20 protein-coding genes and 1 pseudogene are annotated in these 20970 nt (G+C 64.1%); 9 read left to right on the plus strand and 12 right to left on the minus strand.

Annotated elements, in window-relative coordinates; genetic code table 11:
- Positions 1-113: 113 nt before the first annotated feature.
- The 4 genes from QFZ91_RS09345 to QFZ91_RS09360 form a co-directional block, all read right to left on the minus strand.
- Positions 114-1157, minus strand: coding sequence for a GlxA family transcriptional regulator (locus QFZ91_RS09345; RefSeq protein ID WP_176108960.1), 1044 nt, complete (start codon positions 1155-1157; stop codon positions 114-116).
- Positions 1158-1184: 27 nt separating this feature from the next.
- Positions 1185-1976, minus strand: coding sequence for an ABC transporter ATP-binding protein (locus QFZ91_RS09350; protein WP_176120081.1), 792 nt, complete (start codon positions 1974-1976; stop codon positions 1185-1187).
- 88 nt (positions 1977-2064) lie between these two features.
- Positions 2065-2778: an ABC transporter permease gene (locus QFZ91_RS09355; RefSeq protein ID WP_176378038.1), complete on the minus strand. Its 714-nt coding sequence runs from the start codon at positions 2776-2778 to the stop codon at positions 2065-2067.
- Positions 2779-2783: 5 nt separating this feature from the next.
- Positions 2784-3473, minus strand: coding sequence for an ABC transporter permease (locus QFZ91_RS09360; protein ID WP_176110610.1), 690 nt, complete (start codon positions 3471-3473; stop codon positions 2784-2786).
- Positions 3474-3830: 357 nt separating this feature from the next.
- Here QFZ91_RS09360 and QFZ91_RS09365 point away from each other — a divergent pair, with 357 nt between their 5' ends.
- Positions 3831-4010 (plus strand): hypothetical protein, encoded by a 180-nt coding sequence (locus QFZ91_RS09365; protein WP_429567064.1) that lies wholly within the window; start codon positions 3831-3833, stop codon positions 4008-4010.
- Positions 4011-4047: 37 nt separating this feature from the next.
- On the opposite strand, the gene QFZ91_RS09370 is transcribed toward QFZ91_RS09365, so the two are convergent.
- The 3 genes from QFZ91_RS09370 to QFZ91_RS09380 all read right to left on the minus strand — a co-directional run bounded on the left by QFZ91_RS09370 (position 4048) and on the right by QFZ91_RS09380 (position 7747).
- A complete protein-coding gene (locus QFZ91_RS09370; protein ID WP_429567065.1) occupies positions 4048-5001 on the minus strand; it encodes a patatin-like phospholipase family protein in 954 nt (317 codons plus the stop codon).
- Between the two features lie 59 nt (positions 5002-5060).
- Entirely contained in the window at positions 5061-5612 is a 552-nt protein-coding gene (gene bamE, locus QFZ91_RS09375) for an outer membrane protein assembly factor BamE domain-containing protein (protein WP_429567066.1), read from the minus strand.
- Between the two features lie 533 nt (positions 5613-6145).
- A complete protein-coding gene (locus tag QFZ91_RS09380; RefSeq protein WP_429567067.1) occupies positions 6146-7747 on the minus strand; it encodes a rhodanese-related sulfurtransferase in 1602 nt (533 codons plus the stop codon).
- A gap of 327 nt (positions 7748-8074) precedes the next feature.
- On the opposite strand from QFZ91_RS09380, the gene QFZ91_RS09385 reads away from it, so the two are divergent.
- Positions 8075-9070, plus strand: a complete 996-nt coding sequence (locus QFZ91_RS09385; RefSeq protein WP_429567068.1) for an LLM class flavin-dependent oxidoreductase — start codon at positions 8075-8077, stop codon at positions 9068-9070.
- A gap of 126 nt (positions 9071-9196) precedes the next feature.
- On the opposite strand, the gene QFZ91_RS09390 is transcribed toward QFZ91_RS09385, so the two are convergent.
- Together QFZ91_RS09390 and QFZ91_RS09395 are read right to left on the minus strand one after the other, a co-directional pair.
- Positions 9197-9988 carry an SDR family NAD(P)-dependent oxidoreductase gene (locus QFZ91_RS09390; protein WP_368590842.1) on the minus strand — a complete coding sequence of 264 codons (792 nt, stop codon included), beginning with the start codon at positions 9986-9988 and terminating at the stop codon, positions 9197-9199.
- A 227-nt stretch (positions 9989-10215) separates the two neighbouring features.
- Positions 10216-11133 (minus strand): LysR family transcriptional regulator, encoded by a 918-nt coding sequence (locus tag QFZ91_RS09395; protein WP_429567069.1) that lies wholly within the window; start codon positions 11131-11133, stop codon positions 10216-10218.
- Between the two features lie 129 nt (positions 11134-11262).
- Here QFZ91_RS09395 and QFZ91_RS09400 point away from each other — a divergent pair, with 129 nt between their 5' ends.
- Positions 11263-12195 (plus strand): DMT family transporter, encoded by a 933-nt coding sequence (locus tag QFZ91_RS09400; RefSeq protein ID WP_429567070.1) that lies wholly within the window; start codon positions 11263-11265, stop codon positions 12193-12195.
- Between the two features lie 48 nt (positions 12196-12243).
- Here the strand turns inward: QFZ91_RS09400 and QFZ91_RS09405 are convergent, their stop codons facing one another.
- Complete coding sequence (locus QFZ91_RS09405; RefSeq protein ID WP_429567071.1) at positions 12244-12483, minus strand: GDCCVxC domain-containing (seleno)protein; 240 nt, start codon at positions 12481-12483, stop codon at positions 12244-12246.
- 387 nt (positions 12484-12870) lie between these two features.
- Between QFZ91_RS09405 and QFZ91_RS09410 the strand changes: the two genes are divergently transcribed.
- Positions 12871-13017 (plus strand): hypothetical protein, encoded by a 147-nt coding sequence (locus QFZ91_RS09410; protein WP_176378044.1) that lies wholly within the window; start codon positions 12871-12873, stop codon positions 13015-13017.
- Positions 13018-13226: 209 nt separating this feature from the next.
- Here QFZ91_RS09410 and QFZ91_RS09415 read toward each other — a convergent pair.
- Positions 13227-13505, minus strand: a pseudogene (locus QFZ91_RS09415) (alpha/beta fold hydrolase); the annotation flags it as partial.
- Positions 13506-13718: 213 nt separating this feature from the next.
- Here QFZ91_RS09415 and QFZ91_RS09420 point away from each other — a divergent pair.
- Entirely contained in the window at positions 13719-14267 is a 549-nt protein-coding gene (locus tag QFZ91_RS09420) for an aspartate carbamoyltransferase (protein ID WP_429567072.1), read from the plus strand.
- A 257-nt stretch (positions 14268-14524) separates the two neighbouring features.
- Here the strand turns inward: QFZ91_RS09420 and QFZ91_RS09425 are convergent, their stop codons facing one another.
- A complete protein-coding gene (locus QFZ91_RS09425; RefSeq protein ID WP_429567073.1) occupies positions 14525-15775 on the minus strand; it encodes an alpha/beta fold hydrolase in 1251 nt (416 codons plus the stop codon).
- A 323-nt stretch (positions 15776-16098) separates the two neighbouring features.
- On the opposite strand from QFZ91_RS09425, the gene glgC reads away from it, so the two are divergent.
- The 4 genes from glgC (at position 16099) to QFZ91_RS09445 (ending at position 20707) form a co-directional block, all read left to right on the plus strand.
- Entirely contained in the window at positions 16099-17364 is a 1266-nt protein-coding gene (gene glgC, locus QFZ91_RS09430; protein WP_176378046.1) for a glucose-1-phosphate adenylyltransferase, read from the plus strand.
- A gap of 136 nt (positions 17365-17500) precedes the next feature.
- Positions 17501-18961, plus strand: coding sequence for a glycogen synthase GlgA (glgA, locus tag QFZ91_RS09435; protein WP_429567074.1), 1461 nt, complete (start codon positions 17501-17503; stop codon positions 18959-18961).
- 260 nt (positions 18962-19221) lie between these two features.
- Positions 19222-20088, plus strand: a complete 867-nt coding sequence (gene pdxY, locus QFZ91_RS09440; RefSeq protein ID WP_176108975.1) for a pyridoxal kinase PdxY — start codon at positions 19222-19224, stop codon at positions 20086-20088.
- A 157-nt stretch (positions 20089-20245) separates the two neighbouring features.
- Positions 20246-20707, plus strand: a complete 462-nt coding sequence (locus tag QFZ91_RS09445; RefSeq protein ID WP_429567075.1) for a hypothetical protein — start codon at positions 20246-20248, stop codon at positions 20705-20707.
- The last annotated feature ends 263 nt before the right edge of the window (positions 20708-20970 follow it).

Here is a 20970-nt window from a genome sequence, read left to right on the forward strand (position 1 = left end):
GCCGGGCTTGGGCGGTGCGGCCGCGCAGCCCGCGCCGGACGTGCCCCGGCTTCGCTTTCAGACGGCTTCCAGCTCACGCACGAGCCATGCCCGATTGCTCGCGCCGCTTTGGATCAATCGAGCTCGGGCCGCTCGATCAGCGCGGCCGGCCGGGGCTCGCTCGCGCCGCCGTGCGCGCCGGTCTGCCGCTCGATCCAGTTGCGGCGATCCTCGCGCGGCGTGACGCCGAAGCGCTCCCGATAAGCATTCGAAAAATGCGCCGCCGACGAAAACCCGCAGGCGAGGCTGATCTGCACGACCGATTTGCTGGTGCGCTGCAATTGCATGCGCGCCTTCGACAGCCGCAGCCCCAGATAGTATTTGGACGGCATCGAGCCGAGATACTGGCGAAACAGGCGTTCTAGCTGCCGCCGCGAGACGCCGACGAGGCCGGCGATTTCATCGGTGGTCAGCGGGTCCTCGATATTGGCTTCCATCAGCAGCAGCGCGTCGTTCAGGCGCGGATGACGCTCGCCCGGCGCGGTCACGAACGGAATGCGCTGACGCTCCTCGCCGGCGCGCAACGTCCCGACGCCGAGCGTATCGGCGATCCGCTCCGCCAATTCGGGTCCGTGCTCGCGGCCGATCATCGCGAGCATGAAGTCGACGGTCGCCTGACCGCCCGCGCAGGTCGCGCGATCGCGGTCGATTTCGAAGATCTGCTGCGTGACGATCGAGCGTTCGAACTGTTCGGAGAACTGCTGATAGGTTTCCCAGTTCACGCTGACGCGATAGCCGGACAGTTGCCCCGCCATCGCGAGCCACCACACGCCGTGATGAATGCCGGTCACGAGCGGCGTGCGCTGGCCGACGCGCGCGAGGCTCGCGAGAAACAGACGGTAGTCGGCGAACTGCTGGAACCGCTCGCTGACGATGATCAGCCAGTCGCACGCGATCGCGTCGCCGAACGCGGCATCGGCCGGCCATTGCGCGCCGCCCGACAGCGGCACCGCGCGGCCGTCCCACGAACAGACCTGCACGCGATACAGCGCGCGGCCGTCGATTTCATTGGCGAGATTGAGCGCGTCGACGATCGGCCCGACGCCCGACATCGACACGGGCGGCAATGCGACGATCGCGACCTGGGTCGTGCGAGCCGGGCTGGACGTACGGGCCATCGGGTGTCCGTGAAAGCAGGCCGCGCGTTACTTCAGGCTGCCGGACAGGAACTGCTTCAGGCGCTCGCTGCGCGGCGCGCTCAGCACCTCGGCCGGATTGCCCTCCTCCTCGGTGCGGCCCTGGTGCAGGAACATCACGTGATTCGACACGTTGCGCGCGAAGCCCATTTCGTGTGTGACGACGATCATCGTGCGGCCTTCCTCGGCGAGCTTCTGCATCACCTTCAGCACTTCGCCGACGAGTTCGGGGTCGAGCGCGGAAGTCGGTTCGTCGAACAGCATCACGTCGGGATGCATCGCGAGAGCCCGCGCAATCGCCACCCGCTGCTGCTGGCCGCCCGACAGATGCGACGGATACTGCTTCTCGAGACGCGGCGCGAGACCGACCTTCTCCAGATATTCGCGCGCGCGATCTTCGGCTTCCTTGCGCTTCAGACCGAGCACATGAATCGGTGCCTCGATGATGTTCTCGAGCACGTTCATGTGCGACCACAGATTGAAGTGCTGGAACACCATCGCGAGCTTCGTGCGGATGCGCTGCAACTGTTTGTGGTCAGCGACTTCGAGATTGCCGGCGCGATCGGTCTTCGTCTTCACCGCCTCGCCATCGACGATGATCTGGCCGGCGTTCGGCCGCTCGAGAAAATTGATGCAACGCAGGAAGGTGCTCTTGCCCGAGCCGCTCGCGCCGATGATGCTGATCACGTCGCCCTTGTTCGCGTTCAGCGACACGCCCTTGAGCACCTCGTTGTCGCCATAGCGCTTGTGGATGTCCTGTACGGCGAGCTTGCAAGCTTCGGTTTGAGTGGTATGGAGCAAGATGCTCTCCCAGTGAAGATACGGATCGGTCTGGTGCGCACGCCGCCGTGCGCAAGCGCGCGGCGCCCGCTGCAATGTCGACGCGCGCTCAATGCGTGCGCACCGCGAGATGCGCGAGCCAACGGCGCTCGGCGCGCCGGAACAACGCAACCAGCGCAAACGACACCACGAGGTAAATTAACGCCGCGAGCCCGAACGCGTTGAACGACTGGTAGGTCGCCGAATTCGCATCGCGCGCGACCTTCAGGATGTCGGGCACCGTGGCCGTGAACGCGACCGTGGTCGCGTGCAGCATCAGGATCACTTCGTTACTGTACAACGGCAGCGCGCGACGCAGCGCGGACGGTATCACAATGCGCCGGTACATCGTGAACCAGCTCATGCCATAGGCGCGCGCCGCCTCGACTTCGCCATGCGAGGTCGAGCGAATCGCTCCCGCGAAAATCTCGGTCGTGTACGCGCAGGTGTTCAACGCGAACGCGAGGATCGCGCAGTGAAAGCCGCTGCGAAAGAACGCGTCGAGCAGACTGTGCGAGCGCACGAACGCGAGGCTGTACACGCCGGTATAGATCAACAGCAGCTGCACGTAGAGCGGCGTGCCGCGAAATACGTAGGTGTACAGACGTACCGGCGTCGACAGCCAGCGCTTCTTCGACACGCGCGCGACCGCGAGCGGCACCGCGCACACGAAGCCGATCGCGATCGACGCGACCAGCAGCCACAGCGTGACCGCGAGACCCGACAGGCGCTGCCCGTCCCAGAACAGATACGCCTTCCAGAATTGATTGAGGATATCGATCATGACGTTCAGAGCTCCGCGTGTCGCACGCCGATCGAATAGCGGCGGTTCAGCCAGATCAGCGCGACGTTCGAGACGGTGGTGATCGCCAGATAGATCAGCGCGGCGACGAGGATGAAGAAGAACATGTTGAAGGTGCTCTTGCCGGCGTCCTGCGCGGCTTTGACGACGTCGGCGAGACCGATGATCGACACGAGCGCGGTGGCCTTCACGAGCACCTGCCAGTTGTTGCCGATGCCGGGCAGCGCGAAGCGCATCATCTGCGGAAACAGGATGCGGGTGAACACGCGCACGCCGCTCATGCCGTACGCGCTGCCCGCTTCGAGCTGGCCGCGCGGCACCGCGAGAAAGGCGCCGCGGAAGGTTTCGGTGAAGTACGCGCCGTAGATGAAGCCGAGCGTCAGCACGCCGGCCACGAATGGATCGATGTCGAACTGCGGCAGATCGAGCGCGTCGGTCAGATCGTTGACCGCCATCTGGATGCTGTAGAACAGCAGCAGCATCAGCACGAGGTCGGGCACCGAGCGGATCAGCGTCGTGTAGCCGGTCGCGATGGCCCGCAGGGGCCGGTTGAACGAGAGTTTCGCCGCCGCGCCCGCGAGGCCGAGCAACACAGCGGCCGCCAGCGACAGGACGGACAGCTCGATCGTCTGCAGCGTGCCGGCGAGCAGCACGGGACCAAAGCCGTATAGGAACACGCGTGTCTCCATCCAGGTTCGTTGAATTGGCGCGGATGGCGGCAGCTTCGTGGGCGGCTCGCTGCTCCGGCATGGCGCGGAGTCTCGCAAGCGAAAATCAATTTCTCAAATACCGGGCGGATGGCTTGCTGCGACGCAGCATGGCGCTGTCGGCGCGCGCGGAACGCTCGTAGCGCTTGGTATCACGAGGGTTATCGTTTTGTCAGGTGTGCGGCGCGCGCCTGGCCGCGCCGCGATTTCGCAAAGTTCGGGTCGCTTTTTCGATAGGCCGCGGCGACCGCGGTGGCAGGCGCCCTTCCGCCGACGCGGGCCAGCCTGACTCATATATGAGTCATAAAGGCGCTTTGTGAAGCACATATGAATCACTCATTGGCGATCGCGCGCCAGCAGATCGAGGTCATCCTGGAGCACTGGGACGCGGTCTGCGCCGATGCGCAATTCAGCGAGGTCGATCGCGAACCGATGTGGCGGCGCCAGTTTCTCAATCCCTTCGCGTTCGAAGGCGCCCCGGCCGAACTCGCGCTGCTGTTGCATTAGCGCGAGCGCGCCGGCTCCGACGCTGGACCGCTCGCGCTCATTCGAGCGCGAGCCGAGCGCGAATCGCCGGCAGCATGTGTTCGACCGCCGCGCGCCCCTCCTCGATGGCCGGCGCCGCGCGATGAAAATCGAAGATGCCCATGCCGCCCAGACGCGGCTGGATCAGGATATCGGCCGGTTCGCCCGCGAGCCGGCTGCGCGTGATGCGCACCTGCATGATATCGATGCTTTGCGCGATCGAGCTCAACATCGACGGCACGTGCGCGCTCGGCTTCGGCGGCACGCGCACGTCGTCGGTGGCGCTCGCTTGGGCTGGCGCCAACCAGCGCGGCCACGGCTTGCCGTTGCGGCGCAGCGCGACGGGCGGCGGCGCGGTGGGATCGAGCGCGGGCGTTTCGATGACCGGGCCGCCGAAGTCGCGGCCGTTCAGGATGTCGTTGTTCAGATCGATCGCGATCACGCAGTCCGCGCGCATGCCGCGCGCGACCGACACCGGCACCGGGTTGCACAGCCCACCGTCGACGAGCCACACGCCGTTGTGCCACACCGGCGTGAAGATGCCCGGAATCGCAATCGACGCGCGCACCGAGTCGACCGTGCTGCCGTCCTGCAGCCAGATTTCGCGGCCCGTGTCGAGCTCGGTCGCGACTGCCGCGAACGGCATGTTCAGTTGCGCGATCGAGCGGCCGGCGAATTTGTCGGCGAATAGCTGGATCACCTTGCGCCCGCCGAGCAGGCCGCCCGAGATGCGCAGATCGAGCAGCCGCACCACGGTCTGCCACGTGAGACGCGACACCCACTCCTCGAGCCAGTCGAGATCGCCGTTCGCATAGACCGCGCCGACCAGCGCGCCGATCGACGTGCCGCACACGACGTCGGGCTTGATGCCCGCGTCTTGCAGCGCGCGAATCGCGCCGATATGCGCCCAGCCGCGCGCGGCGCCGCCCCCCAACACCAGCCCGATCCGGCTGTATCGACGTCGACGTATCATGCCTACCCCGCTCTTTCGGCCCGCTTGTCCGGCCGTCTTCTATTCGACATTCTTCCCACCTATCGCCCACGAATCACGTCCGAGCGTGACGTGGTGTACACCCTCTCGTTCCGGTCGAAGTGAACGTTGAAGATGCCTTCCTCGGTCACGCCGCGCTCGCGCCATTTCCAGCTCCACACGGTTTCCGGCTTTAGTGGAAACACCGCGACCTCTCCCGGCTTACCAAGCAATCGACGCACCTCGTCCTCGGTCATGCCGGAGCGGATCTTCGCGAAGTTGTCCGCGGTGAGCACCTGCGTAATCGCCTGCAGCTTGCCGTCGCGATCGATGTCGACCATGTAGGTGGTGAGGCCTTGCGGGCCGCGCGGATACTCGAAGCGCTTCGAGCCGTCGGTGAAGGTGCGGGTGGTTTCGGGCTTGCCCATCTGCGCGAGAACTTGCGCTTCGGTCGTGACGCCCGGCGTCATATCCTTGAGCAACAACGCGTCCGGTTTGACCGCGTTGAAGAAGTCCTTGAGTTTTTGCACGGCTTGATCGCTCTGCTGTTGGTCGCAGCCGGTCAGCGCAACGCACGCTATTAGCAGCGTGACGCCCAGCGGTTTGAGGCTCACTTCGATTCCTGTCCGGATGCGCGGCATCTAAAGTTGCTGCGCATGGCCGGTCTGTAGTGTGTACTACAAGGATAACCGCGCGCGGAGAAAACCGCGAGCAACGCAGGCGCGACGAGTGCGGCTACGCACGCAACGTGTTGCGCGCAGCGCTAAAAGATCGGCTGGGATCGGTCGAAAATGGGCAAGCCAGAAGCAAAAAGGCGACGCTGTGTCCAGCGTCGCCATGTCGGTCGATACGATCAACCGGAAGTGACAGCGGCTCATCAGCCGCCTTGCGCGAAGCACCGCGGACGACGCGCAGCGGCCTGCTCCAGACGAAGCGATGAGCAACCTTGGCTGCTCACCTTGCGCCATCGCCGAATGACAAACCGCTGCCTTTTATGGCCGCCCTGGTCCCTCGATAAGCCTTCCAGATGTCGATAATCTAAACGCATCGGAGGCTTTCGACGAGAGCGCGTTTACACCGAATTGGCAGAAGATTCGCGCGGTGCGAAAGGGGCGCAGGCTGGCCGGCCTCCGGAAGGCCGGCCCCTTCAAATCACCCGGAAGCCGTGTGTGCCGTCGCGCGCCAGTTGCGCGACGAGCCCATGCTCCCACTCCAGATACGCGCTCATCGCTTCGCGCGCGTTCTCCGTGCCCTCATATGGCCGCTGATACCGGTCGATCCGCGGCGACGCCATCCGCGTGCCGCCCGACTCTACCGGCAAGCCCGCGTCGATCCACGCGCGCGTGCCGCCGCGCAGCACCTGCACCGGCCGCTCGGTCGCCGCGGCGAGTTCCGGTGCGACGAAGCGCGCGAGCACGTCGCTGCCGCACGTCACCACATAGCGCTTCGCATCGGGCAGCGTGCGCAGCGCGTCGGCGAGCTGGCTGCGGATCACGAACCATGCGCCCGGAATGTGCCGCTTCAGATAATTCGTGCTGCTCGTGAAGTCGAGCACGACGGTTCCCGGCGACTGCAGCAGCGCCGCAAGCTCGGCGGGCTCGATGTCGTCGACGTCGGGTGGCGTGACCGCGTTGCGCGCGAGCGGCGCCACGCCCTTCTCGGCGAAATCGCCCGCCGTCAGGCCATCGACCACGAACACCTCGATGTTCATCTGCGCGAGCCACGATGCGGTCATGTTCGCGCGCACGCCGTCGCTGTCCGCGAGGATCACACGCGCGCCGCGCACCGTCACGAACAGGTCGGTTTCCTGCACGAGCTGGCCGCCAGGCGCGCTGCGAAAGCCGGGCACGTGGCCCGCCTCGTATTCCTCGGGCGTGCGCACATCGAAGCGATACACGGTGCGCACCGCCTCGTCGGCCCAGCGGCGCGCTTCGTCGCGCGAGGTGCGGCGCACGCGCGCCCGGTCGGCAAGCGCGCGCGCGCCGTCGGCCGCCGCGAGACGGGATACGTCGTCGACCGCGCCTTCGACGCGCCGCGTGCTGCCATGCGCGAGCGGCTGGCCGGCGAGCGTCCAGCCCATCGTGCCGTTGCGCAGCGCGGCCACCGGATTGGGTACGCCCGCGTTGATCAGCGACTGCGCGCCGATGATGCTTCGCGTGCGTCCCGCGCAATTGACGATAATGCGCGTGGCCGGATCCGGCGCGAGCTGCCGCGCGCGCAACACCAGCTCCGCGCCCGGCACGCTGATGCTGCCGGGGATGTTCATGGTCTGAAACTCGTCGAAGCGGCGCGCGTCGAGCACCACGACATCGGCCTCGCGATCGAGCAGCGCCTGCACCTGCTGCGCGGACAGCGACGGCGTATGACGCACGCTTTCGACCAGTTCGCCGAACGCCTTGCTCGGCACGTTGACATCCTTAAACAACTCGCCGCCCGCTTCGCGCCAGCCCTGCAGACCTCCTTCGAGCAATGCGACGTTGCTATAGCCGAGCTCGTCGAGGCGCTCGGCCGCGCGCCTCGCGAGCCCTTCGCCGGCATCGAACACGACGATCGGCACGGCGAGGCGCGGCATCCGCAGCGGCGCATCGAGTTCGAGCCGCGACAGTGGCAGATTGGCGGCGAACAACGGATGACTGCGCGCGTGCGGATCTTCCTCACGCACGTCGACGAGCGCGATCTCCTCGCGGTCGAGCAATGCGTGGCACACGTCCTGGAACGACCGGGTACGAAACTCTTTGACGACATTCATGGGATCGGGAACTCCTTCGCTACATTCCAGATTTCGGGCGACGCGTCGCGTCACCGTACCGAATACTTAAACCGTACACTCGAATTCCGATCGGCGCACGGTCACTCGTTGGATTGCTTATTCGACCGCACTGCGAATGCGAAGCACCGCCGCGCGAACACGCTACGCAAGCGCAATTTCCGCGCCACGCATCGCCTCTCGTCGCGCCTCACCAGCGCTGGCGACCCTTCGGCCGTCAGGGACATCGCCGCGCCGCCAGCAGAAAAGCCGCCGCTTTGCCACAATGCCCCATCGCGCGAAAGCGCCGCCCATCGCTATGAATAGACAATGATCCCCTTCTCGGTTCTCGATCTTTCGCCGGTCACCGCCGATGCCACGCCCGCTGATGCATTCAGGAACACACTGTCACTCGCGCAGCACGCGGAAAAACTGAATTACAAGCGTTACTGGCTCGCCGAGCATCACAACATGACCGGCATCGCGAGCGCGGCGACCTCGGTCGTGATCGGCTACGTGGCCGGCGGCACGAAGACGATTCGTGTCGGCTCCGGCGGCATCATGCTGCCGAACCATGCGCCGCTCGTGATCGCCGAACAGTTCGGCACGCTCGCGTCGCTGTATCCGGGCCGGATCGATCTCGGCCTTGGCCGCGCGCCCGGCACCGATCAGACCACCGCCCGCGCGCTGCGCCGCGACCTGCAGGCGAGCGCCGAAACCTTCCCCGATGATGTCGTCGAATTGCAACGCTACTTCGCCGAACCGGTCGCGGGCCAGCGCATTCGCGCGGTGCCGGGCGCGGGCCTGAATGTGCCGCTGTGGCTGCTCGGCTCGTCGCTGTACAGCGCGCAACTGGCCGCGGCGCTCGGGCTGCCGTTCGCGTTCGCGTCGCACTTCGCGCCCGATTACATGATGAGCGCGCTACAGGTGTATCGCTCGCAGTTCCGGCCGTCCGCGACGCTGGCGAAACCGTATGCGATGGTCGGCGTCAATCTGTTCGCCGCCGACACGAACGACGAAGCCGCGCGCCTCTTTACGTCGCTGCAGCAGCAGTTCATCAATCTGCGGCGCGGCACGCCGGGGCAATTGCAGCCACCGGTCGAGCGGCTCGACGCATCGGAGATGGAGCTGAACAACGTCGCGCGAGCGCTCGCGTGCACTGTGCTCGGCGATCGCGACGCGATCCGCGAAGGTCTGCAATCGATCATCGAGCAGACAGGCGCGAACGAGTTGATGCTGACCGCGCAGATTTACGATCACGAAGCGCGGCTGCGCTCGTTCGAGATCGGCGCCGAGGTGCGCGATGAATTGATGGCGGTCGAATAAACGCTTCGCGAACCGATCGGCCGACACGGCCACGCACGAAAAAAGGGCGGCTCATGGCGAGCCGCCCTTGTCTTTGCACTGAGTTGGACCAGTCGCATGAGAAGCCGGCCCCAGGCCGGCGCGGTGCTAGAAGGCGCTCTTTACAACGCCCCCGTCGGCCCGCAACGCAGCTCCCGTGGTGGCCGACGAAAGCGGACTGGCGATATAGGCCACCAGCGACGCGACTTCCTGCGGCGAACCAAATCGCTTGATCAGCGAAGTGGGACGGACCTTCTCGAAGAACTCTTTTTCGAACGCTTCGAACGATTTGCCGTCGGCCTTGGCAAGGGTCTCCACGAATTCACCGACTCCCCGCGATTTCGTTGGCCCCGGCAGCACGCTATTGACCGTAATGCCGGTGCCGGCAACGGCTTCGGCGAGTCCGCGCGCGACCGCCAGCTGGGCGGTTTTCGTCATCCCGTAGTGGATCATTTCAGCTGGGATCTGCACCGCGCTTTCGCTCGAAATGAAAATGATGCGCCCCCAGTTGGCCTGCCTCATCGCAGGCAGATACAGGCGAGCGAGGCGTACCCCGCTCAACACGTTGACATCGAAGAACCGCTGCCAGTCCGCGTCGGGGATCTCTTCAAACGGCTTGGGCTCGAAGATGCCCAGGTTGTTGACCAGAATTTCCACGCCGGGGTAGCGTCGCGCGAGTTCTTCTGCTGAAGCGGCGGTACCGAGATCGCCGGCAAATCCCTGCACGTCGCCGCCAGTCTGCGCTTTGAGCTGCGCGACTACGTCATCCACGGATGACTGCAAGCGGCCGTTCACGATGACTCGAGCGCCCTCCTGCGCCAACGTGCTGGCGATAGCGAGACCGATGCCGGCTGTGCTGCCGCTCACCAGTGCGAGTTTGCCTGTCAGGTTCAAGTCCATGGGTGATTTCCTTTCAATGGATGAATTAAAAATCGCGATGTCGGGTAGCACCTCGCTTTCGAACAGCAAAAAGACTAGATGATCTGACGGAAATGGCAACGCACATGAGTGACAGGCGGACAGTGACGCAGGCAGGCCCGAAGTACCGTGTACGAGCAGGAAAACGAGGCCATCTCAGCGATTTTCCGACTTCGTTTGGCCAAGTGATGGTCGCGCCCAAGCGCTCGTCACCTGTCGTGGAGATGACTCACCAGGTAATCGATCAACGCACGTGCTCGAGACGGCAAAAATCGATTCGGCGGATAAAGCAGCCAAACCGGGCCCATATAGGGACGTGCCTCGAACTCCCAGTCGCTCAGCACCTGGACGATGTCGCCCGCGGAAATCGCCTGCGCAGCGACAAAATCGGGCAAGCTCGCAATGCCCAGACCATGCAGCGCGGCATCCAATCGCGCACTCGTATCATTGGCAACGTAGCGCCCCTTCACTTCGACCATCTGTGTCTCGGAGTCGCGGCGGAAATGCCATCGATTGTCGTCGACCGTCTCTCCCAGATAAATGCATAAATGCCGCGCCAGGTCGCGCGGCTCGGCCGGCGTCCCCCGCTCCGCCAGATAAGCAGGCGACGCGCACGGAACCCATTTGACCGCGCCGAGTCGCCGGGCAGCAAGACCCGGCGGAGGCGAACGCGTGAGCCGGATCACCAGATCGACATCGTCACGCAGCGGATCGACGTCGTGGTCGGCGAAGACCAGATGGACATCCACGTCGGGCCACATGCGCAGAAACTCCGGAACGAGCGGATGGATGACAGATCTCGCATACGAAATCGGCGCACTGATGCTGACCTTGCCTCGCGGATCACCCGCCCCTTGTCCAGCGACGTCCACGGCACCCGAGGCCGCGCCGACCATATCCCGGCAGTACCGGTAAATCTGCGCGCCCGAATCCGTCAACCGGATGCTACGGGTCGAGCGCTCGAGCAGGCGTGTGCCCAACGCATCCTCGAGGCGTTTGATCTGCCGACTGACAGTCGACGGTGTACTGCCCAGTTGCCGCGCGGCGATGGAGAAGTTGCCGGCGTCGACGACCCTCGCAAACATCGCCATGTCGGGTAGCAACGCAAAAAGCTCATTCGGATTCATCGCGATCCTTGGACCTGCCTTGGGCACTTGTGCATTTAAAACATAAAAGATGTTCCGCCGCCGTGAATTATAGTTTTCGGCGCAATACCCGACAATTCGGACCATACGAGTGAAATCACAAGGTCCGTCATGTCGAAGCAAACGAGGGCGTTATGGATATCCGACCTGATGCTGCTTGCGGTCGCGATGGTGTGGGGCACGAGTTATGGGGTCGTTAAAGGCGCGCTCGCGATCTATCCGGTGCTCGGTCTGCTGGCGTTGCGCTTCGGACTAACGTTCGTCGTGTTGTCGCCTGCGTTGCGCCCGCTTCGACACGTTAAAGCGTGCGCCTTGCTGGGCGCGCTCGGTTCCAGCGCAATCCTGCTCAGCATCTTCCTGGCCGAGACGTTCGGGATCGCGCACACACGCGCGTCGAATGCGGCGTTCCTTATCAGTCTGTGTGTCGCGCTGACGCCGCTGGTCGAATGGGTGTTGCTGCGACGAAAGCCGTCGAGTGGCGAATGGATTGCCGTGGCTTTGTCGCTGACGGGCGCCGCGTTCGTCAGCGGAGGCGCGATCATTCCGACCGCAGGCGATGCGCTGATCCTTCTTGCGGCATTGCTGCGCGCGCTGATGGTGTGCGTGACCAAGCGCGTGATGCGCGAATCGAATCTTGCCCCGCTGTCGGTAACGGCGGTCCAGGCAGGCGTCGTTGCACTGGGCAGTGTGCTGGTGGCGTTCGTGTTGCCGTCACAGCATTGGCAGGCGCTGCCGTCGCTCAATGGGCACAGCGACTTCTGGGCGAGCATTGCTTACCTCGTGCTCGCCTGTACGTTGTTCGCATTTTTCGCACAGAATTTTGCCGTCAAGCGCAGTAACCCGACGCGCGTCGCTTTGCTGATGGGCAGCGAGCCCGCGTTCGGTGCGCTATTCGCCTACGTATGGCTCGGGGAGCACGTTTCGACCTCGGCATGGTTTGGCGGAGGTCTGATGGTACTTGCATCGGTGCTGGCGGCGGCGCCACTCAAAAGGGACGCCAACGCGAGGCTCGACATGCATCCCGCCACGTCGGTCGAGAGTTAGCCGATTATTCAGGCCAAGCCTTGTTTCGATGCCTGCGCTCGCCTCGGCTCATGGCCCGGCTCGAGTGACAGATTTCGCACAGCACGCACCGGCCTCTTGCACGGACGGGCACTTGACCGAGCCATACGAACAGAAGACGCAGCAGTCGCCGGACTTCGGAGAAAGCAAGGCTTTGCACCGCGGGCATTCATAGAAGTAGACGCAGGCGTCGCCCGGCATCGTCACGACTGTGTCGCACCCGCAGTGCGGACAGGTCAACGCGGACTCCAGGATCGGTGAGGTTTGCATTGATCGCGTCTACATCCATATTCCTTGCACCTGTCAATGTTAGGGCCGGCAAACGGTCGCGGGGGGCTTACGCAAAGTCCGTGCCGCATTGAAGGCAAGCATCCCGACGCGATACGTGTCACAAATAACCCATTGCGGTGGAATAAAGGCGAGCCGTTGGCGTTCGTAGATTAGGCGTCGCGTGAACGAGCGCGTAGCCGTGGAACCGCGAAACGGAATCGTCGGCCGCGCACAGCGGTTGCTTGCCCGTTTTGCAGAAGGTTTGCCTGTCCTTTTTTGTAACCGCCGCCGGCGTCGCGGGACTTGCCGCTAGCGATCCGCGACTCCCCGGCTCAACGCGTGGCCGCGCGGCAAGTCAGTCGCGTTGGCCGTGCAGGAGAGTTCTACATGAAAGTATCAAGACTGTTATCGGCCGTATCCGTGATCATCGCGCTAGGAGTCGCATCGTTACCGTTGGCCGCGTGCCAGTCCACGGGCGGCGACATGGGCTCGTCGGGCAGCAGCAGCGGCGCCACCAGCAGCGGCGGCTATTGATGCGCGCTCGCGCGGCCGTCAGCGTCGCGTGAACTTCGATACGGAAGTGATATCGCGGCTCCCGTGGCCGCGGCGCTATGCGCGTGCGCTGACGTGCCCTCGGTCAGGACGGTCAGCCTGACCGGAACAGCCCGATCGGCTTACGATGATCGGGCTGCTTCGTTTTTGGGAGATCGTCATGGACACGGGACAAAAATCCGCTCGAACCCTCAGCGGTTCGTCGGCACCGCGGCCAACCCGTCCAACAGCGCCTTGTGAAACGTATCCGGGTCCTGCATCTGCGGTGCGTGACCGAGCGCCGCAAACTCCACGAGCGTCGCGTGCGGAATCGCCTTCGCGGCCGCGCGGCCCAGTTCCGGATAATGGCCGAGCTTCGCGCGCACTTCGGGCGGCGCGGCATCCTTGCCGATCGCGGTCGTGTCCTTCTGACCGATCAGCAGCAGCGTCGGCATGCTGAGTTGCCCCAGTTCATAGAAAACCGGCTGCGTGCAACTGATGACGCCATAAACTTTTCGCCGACGCCGTCCAAATCCTTATCCGATAAGGGGTCGAGCGCAATTCAGTTGTGCCAGAGGCAGCAAAATGGTTGTTCGCGGACTTCTAGGGAACGGCGGTTCCCGACCCTGAAGGGACGTTCGCCAATACCGGAAACGGACAGTGAACGCTAGACTATGCGTTCTCTCTTTCGATTGGAGCAAACCATGTCGCTCCCGTCCGCGGCTGTTGTCGCGGTCTCAACCGCGGTCCTTCTCGGGATAGCTGTTCTGTCGTCGCCCGCCATCGCCGACGTTACGCCACGCCAGAGGGAAGTTGAGCAACACGGCACGGAGGTAATGCCGTTCTCCCTTGCGGCCGCCACACACATCTTTACGAAGACGGCCAGCGGCGGAACCCAGCAGGTCGTCACGAAGCATCATGATCCGAAGCAGGCCGCCATGATCCGCGGACACTTGGCCATGATCGCCCGGCAGTTTTCGGAGGGAGATTTCAATGCGCCGGTGCAGATCCACGGCAACGACATGCCGGGCCTAGCCGTACTACGTACCGCGAAGCAGGGTGAACTGACGATCCACTATCACGACTTGCCTGATGGAGGCGAAATCGTATATCGCGCGGACGAGCCTCGCCTCGTCATGGCGCTACACGAATGGTTCGACGCCCAGTTGTCCGATCATGGCCACGACGCGATGGCAGGGCACGATCCAAGCATGATGCACCATCATCCGGCAGACGCCTCGACAGCGGAATAGATAGCGCACACGATTAGGATGCCAATGATTGGCTGGTCCGATTTCCCCGCCCGGTCAGTGGCGGGTCAGCGCCGGACCTTTGACTTGTTACGAATTCAGAAGTGAGCGCCGAAGGGCCGCTTGTGGCACGACTACAGCCTGTCCGCCAGCGTCCTCCCTGGAAATCCGCGAAAAACCATAAAGTAGCTGCCAGGAAGTTTCGCCTGGCGATGTAGGACGCAGGAGTACGGTAGCGGGACAGCAAGCCGGTTGGACGCTCAACGATCGGTCTGTACCGCCGCGAGTCCATCGAGCAGCGCCTTATGAAACGCGTCCGGATCTTGCATCTGCGGCGCGTGCCCAAGCTCTGCAAACTCCACGAGCGTCGCGTGCGGAATTGCCTTCGCGGCCGCGCGGCCCAGTTCCGGATAATGGCCGAGCTTCGCGCGCACTTCGGGCGGCGCGGCATCCTTGCCGATCGCGGTCGTGTCCTTCTGACCGATCAGCAGCAGCGTCGGCATGCTGAGTTGCCCGAGTTCATAGAAAACCGGCTGCGTGTAAATCATGTCATACAGCAGCGCGGAATTCCACGCGACGATCTGCTTACCCGGCCCGCGATACATGCCCGCGAGCATCTGCACCCACGGCTCATAGTCCGCGCGCCATTGCCCCGCGTAATAAGTCGCCTGTTCGTAGCGGCGAATACCGTCGGCGCTGGTCTTCAGCTCACGCTGATACCACTGGTCGACCGATAGCGACGGCACGCCCTTCGCCTTCCAGTCCTCGAGTCCAATCGGGTTCACCAGCACCAGCTGCTGCGTTTCACGCGGATACATCAGCGCATAGCGAACCGCGAGCATGCCGCCCGTCGAATGGCCGACCACCGTCACGTCGCTGATGCCGAGCGACTCGAGCAGCGCATGCGTATTGCGCGCGAGCTGCTGGAAGCTGTACTGGTAATGCTCGGGCTTGCTCGATTTGCAAAAACCGATCTGATCCGGTGCGATCACGCGATAGCCGGCGTCACTTAGCCGGCGAATCGTCGTATCCCATGTTGCAGAACAGAAATTCTTGCCATGCAGTAACACCACGGTGCGGCCGTTCGCATGCGCGGGCTTCGCGTCCATGTAGGCCATCTGCAGAGGCACCGCCTGCGACGTGAATTCGAAGCGCTCGACCGGCGCGGGGTAGCTGAAGCCCTGCAGCTCCGGACCATAGGCCGGGCCGGAATCGTCGACTGAGGACGCGCCGCTTGCGGCGCCCGGGCTCGCCTCGCTCGCCGGCGTGGCGGCCACGGCGACAGTCGCCGCGCAGAGCACGGCACAGGCGCAGATACTCGACAGGGCAAGCAGGAATGGGTGGCGAAGATTCATCGGCATGGTCTGGAAAAAACGCAACAGGGATGCACGAGGCGTGAAGCGCACGATTCTACGATGCACCGCCGAACTCTGGCGCCAGTCGCGCAGCGCGGACACGGCGCGCGGCAGCACCGACGTGGCATGCATATTGCGCCCCACACGCTCGAGCATCGTCCGGACACGACCTCGTGGCCAATGTGCTGCGCCGCACCGAAAAATGCGCCATAACAGGCGATCGTTACAGGATGGTCGGCCACGCGGCCCCCGCAATAAACATTTATTCACTCGAGTCCAATCGGTGCTAGAACTGACAAACCGACTCGCGAAAAACAGGCAGCAAAGAACGGCAATGCGGTACGACTGCCAGGCAGCCCAAATCATCAGCGGAGAGGACGCGGCCAGATCATTCCCGGGGGTATACCAATCAGGCAACCATCTTGCATGAGGTCGCGCGTGAGTGCTGAAGGGCTCGCGCCGATCGACAGGAGACAAATATGAATACTCCGGCACGGCTGAACGACTTACAGCGCACTACCCTGGCGATCGTCCTCGCCGGCGGACGCGGCACCCGGCTCGGGCCGCTGACGAACAAGCGTGTGAAGCCGGCGGTGCACTTCGGCGGCAAATACCGGATCATCGACTTTGCGCTTTCCAATTGCCTGAATTCCGGCATCCGCCGCATCGCGGTGGTCACGCAGTACAAGGCGCATTCGCTGCTGCGGCATCTGCAGCGCGGCTGGAGCTTCCTGCGCGGCGAGATGGGCGAGTTCATCGATCTGTGGCCCGCGCAGCAGCGCGTCGAAGGCGCGCACTGGTATCGCGGCACCGCCGACGCGGTGTTCCAGAACCTCGATATCATCCGCTCGATCCGTCCGAAGTATGTGGTTGTGCTCGCGGGCGACCACATCTACAAGATGGACTACACGCGCATGATCGCCGATCACGCGGACAGCGGCGCCGACTGCACGGTCGGCTGCATCGAGGTGCCGCGCATGGACGCGGTCGCGTTCGGCGTGATGGCGGTCGACGAAAACCGCCGCGTGACCGGCTTCGTCGAAAAACCGGCCGACCCGCCCGCGATACCCGGCCGTCCCGACACGGCGCTCGCGAGCATGGGCATCTACGTGTTCAACGCCGACTACCTCTACAAGCAGCTCGAGGAGAACATCGCCGCGATCGATACCGACCACGACTTCGGCAAGGACATCCTGCCGCGCGTGGTCACCCAGGGCGTGGCGATCGCGCATCCATTCAGCATGTCGTGCGTGTCGTCGGACCCGAGCGTCGAGCCGTACTGGCGCGACGTCGGCACGATCGACGCGTACTGGGCCGCGAACCTCGACCTCGCCTCGACGATCCCGACCCTCGACCTGTACGACGAGTCGTGGCCGATCTGGACCTACCAGGAGCAGTTGCCGCCCGCGAAGTTCGTACGCGACATGAAGGGGCTGCAGGGTTCGGGCAACAACCTGCTCGTCTGCGGCGGCTGCGTGATCTCGGGCTCGCAGATTTCGCGCTCGGTGCTGTCGTCGAACGTGAAAGTGAGTTCGTTCTGTAATATCAATGAGGCAGTCTTGCTGCCGCAGGTCACGGTCGGCGCGAGTTGCCGCCTGCAAAAGGTGGTGATCGACCGCGGCTGCACGATTCCGGAAGGCACCGTGATCGGCGAAGACCCGGCGCGCGACGCCGAGCGCTTCTATCGCACCGACGATGGCGTCGTGCTGGTCACGCAGGAAGCGCTGCGCAAGCATCCGAAGTAGCGCGCCCGCCGCATGCATGCACCGGCGGCCACGGCGCCGCCGGCCATGCTTTCCTCGCTTCATCCGGCTTCACCCGCAACACCGCTGACCTTTTACCAACCCGAGCAAGCCTGCCAACCCGACAGAGACCCGGCCTATGACGATTCGCGCCCTGCACGTCGCAAGCGAGCTGTATCCCCTTCTCAAAACGGGCGGTCTCGCCGACGTCGCGGGCGCGCTGCCGTCCGCGCTGATCGAGCGCGGCGCCGACGTGCGCGTGCTGCTGCCCGGCTTTCCGGCGGTACTCGCCGGCTTGCACGATCTTCAGCCGGTCGCGCAACTGGGCAACCGCTTCGGCGCGCCGAACGTGACGCTCGAACGCGGCACGCTGCCCACCAACGGGCTCGCGGTCTACGTGATCCGGGCCGCGTCGCTGTACGACCGCCCCGGCAACCCGTATCTGAACGACGAACACGTGCCGTACGGCGACAACGCGCAGCGTTTCGCGCTGCTCGGCTGGGTCGCCGCGCAACTCGCGCAGCAAATGGACCCGACGTGGTCGCCGCAGATCGTCCACGCGCACGATTGGCACGCTGGGCTCGCGCCCGCCTACCTGAAAGCCGCCGAACGCGAGCACGGCCGCGCGCCGGCGCACAGCGTGTTCACGATCCACAACCTCGCGTACCAGGGGATCTTTCCCGCGCATCAGTTCGGCCTGCTCGGCCTGCCGCACGATTTCTTCAACATGCACGGCGTCGAATTCTACGGACAGCTGTCGTTCCTGAAGGCGGGGCTCTATTACGCCGACCGCATCACGACCGTCAGCCCGAACTATGCGCGCGAAATCCAGACGCTCGCGCACGGCGGCGGGCTCGATGCGCTGCTGCGCCATCGCGCGCACGATCTGAGCGGGATTCTGAACGGCGTCGACTACACGGTGTGGAATCCCGCCAGCGATACGCTGCTCGCGACGCGCTTCAGCTCGTCGCGGCTGGCCGGCAAGCTCGCCTGCAAGGAAGCGCTGCAAAAGCGCTTCGGTCTCGCGCAACGAAGCGACGCGCTGCTGTTCGGCGTGGTGAGCCGGCTGACCGAACAGAAAGGCCTCGATCTGCTGCTCGGCGCGGTGCCCGAGATCGTCAAGCGCGGAGGCCAACTGGTCGTATTCGGCACCGGCGATCCGGCGCTCGAGAATGGCCTGAGGATGGTCGCGCAGGCGCATCCCGAATCGGTCGCGGTCGAACTCGGTTTCGATGAAGCGCTCGCGCATACGATCATCGCCGGCAGCGACGTGGTCACGGTGCCGTCACGCTTCGAGCCGTGCGGGCTCACGCAACTCTATGCGCTCGCCTACGGGTCGCTGCCGCTCGTGCACAGCGTCGGCGGTCTCGCCGATACGGTCGCCGACGCATCGCTCGAAAACCTCGCCGACGATCTCGCCACCGGCTTCGTGTTCGACCGCTTCGATCCGACCGGACTCGCCGCAGCAATCCGCCGCGCATTTGCGCTGTACGGACGCCGCACCGAATGGAAAGCCGCGCAGCGGCGCGCAATGCGCCAGGACTTCGGCTGGGGCGCCTCGGCCGACCGCTATCTGGCTTTGTATCGCGAACTCGTCTGAAGCATCGGCTAGGCGGGAAACTGTCAGATTTCGTTAATGTTCAGGTGCGTTTGATGGTTCGGCGCAACAGCACGGGGACGGATCAACTCGCGGCTGTCAAACTCCTGTTTGCTGACTTGCCGGCTATGCAGTTTGTGCGTTTTTCCTGCACCATCTGTATCAAGCATGTCTGCCGCGCGGCGCCGGGGCCATCGGCCCGCCCGCGCGAGACTCCCTTCCCGCTTTGTTGATCGCGCATGACCGGTTGCGCGAGCCTTACCATGACGAAAAACGTTCTGAGCATCCAGTCCCATGTCGTGTTCGGTCACGCCGGCAACAGCGCGGCCGTGTTTCCGATGTGCCGGCTCGGCGTCAACGTGTGGCCGCTCAATACGGTGCAGCTATCGAATCACACGCAATACGGGCACTGGAGCGGCAGCGCGATCGACGCATCGAAGATGGAAGATCTCGTCGACAGCATCGGCGCGATCGGCATGCTGCCGCGCTGCGACGCGGTGCTCTCCGGCTATCTCGGCACGACGGAACAGGCGCAGGCGGTGATCGACATCGTCAAGGCCGTGAAGGCGGCCAATCCCCGCGCCTGGTACTTTTGCGATCCGGTGATGGGCGCCATGGGCGGCTACAAGGTCGATCCCGGCATCCAGGAATTCCTCGTCAACGAAATGCCGCAGGTCGCCGACGGGATCGCGCCGAACCACATCGAATTGCAGCGCCTCGTCGGCCGCGAGATCGAGACGCTCGAGGAAGCCGTCACCGCGTGCCGCGAGGTGCTCGCGCGCGGGCCGAAGCTCGTGCTCGTCAAGCATCTGCTCGATCGCAACAGTCCCGCCGACCGCTTCAACATGCTCGTCGTCACCGAACGCGAAGCGTGGATGGGACAGCGCCCGCTCTATCCGTTCGCGCGCCAGCCGGTCGGCGTCGGCGATCTGACGAGCGCGGTCTTCGTCGCGCGCACGCTGCTCGGCGATTCGATCCGCTCGGCCTTCGAGCACACGCTCGCCGCGGTCAACGCGGTGGTCAAGGCGACCTGGCAGGCCGGGCGCTATGAACTCGAACTCGTGGCGATGCAAAATGAAATCGCCCAGCCGCGCGAGTGGTTCGATGCGTGGGTTGCGGAGACGGCTTAGGTCGAGCTCAGGTCACTGACGCGAGTCACCCGTTGCTGGGCGCCGCCACCAGCGTCGCGCCAGCAGCCGTCCTATAATGCGTGCCGCGTGGAACGGGGCTTGCGCCCGCATTCCACGGGATTTTTCAGCATTCGGCATTCAGCAGACGAGGCATTCGATGGACGGTCATATCCGCAGCGAGCGGGAAGAATTTTTTGAGCAGTTGTGCATCAGCGTCGACGCTGACGAAGCGCACGAACAGGAAGCGATCGAGTACTTCGAGAACCAGTTCGACCAGCCCGACTTCGATCCCGCGCAATGGCTCGATATCGCGCTCTACTACTCGCCTGCCGTCGCGCGCGGCATCGTCGAGATGGTGACGGCCGACGACAAGGCACGCAGCAACATCGCCGAAATCATCGCCGACAGTCTCGACATCTCGTACGGCGAGGACGAGTGCCAGCAATTCGCCGAGACGATCGAATTCGCACTGAACAACGGCGTGCCGGTCGATCTGGACGTGGTGCTCGACGGCTGCCAGCGCGCCATCGACGATCTCGACACGTGGGCCGACGAAGACACGAAGGCGCCGCTCCTGCGTCTGCGTGAGGAATTGCTGCGTCAGCAAGGCGAGCGCTAGGCGAAAGGCTCGAATCTCTCCGCCCCAACGCTAACTCCGCAACACCGCAACACTGGCCGGCGCGCTCGCGCCGGTTTCTTAAGCGTATGCCGCAATCCGCAGCCGCAGCGGAACTTCTCGCGGCAAGCCAGCCTGGATGCCTCACGCACGCTCATTGTGGACGTGATGCGCACACGGCCCGCTATGCCGAAATGCTCATCCAAAACGCCACGAATTGCCAAGACGACGGCAATTTGGCTTTCTATATTCGCCCCAGATTGACC

The sequence above is a fragment of the Paraburkholderia sp. JPY419 genome (assembly GCF_050435705.1).
Lineage (GTDB): Bacteria > Pseudomonadota > Gammaproteobacteria > Burkholderiales > Burkholderiaceae > Paraburkholderia > Paraburkholderia youngii.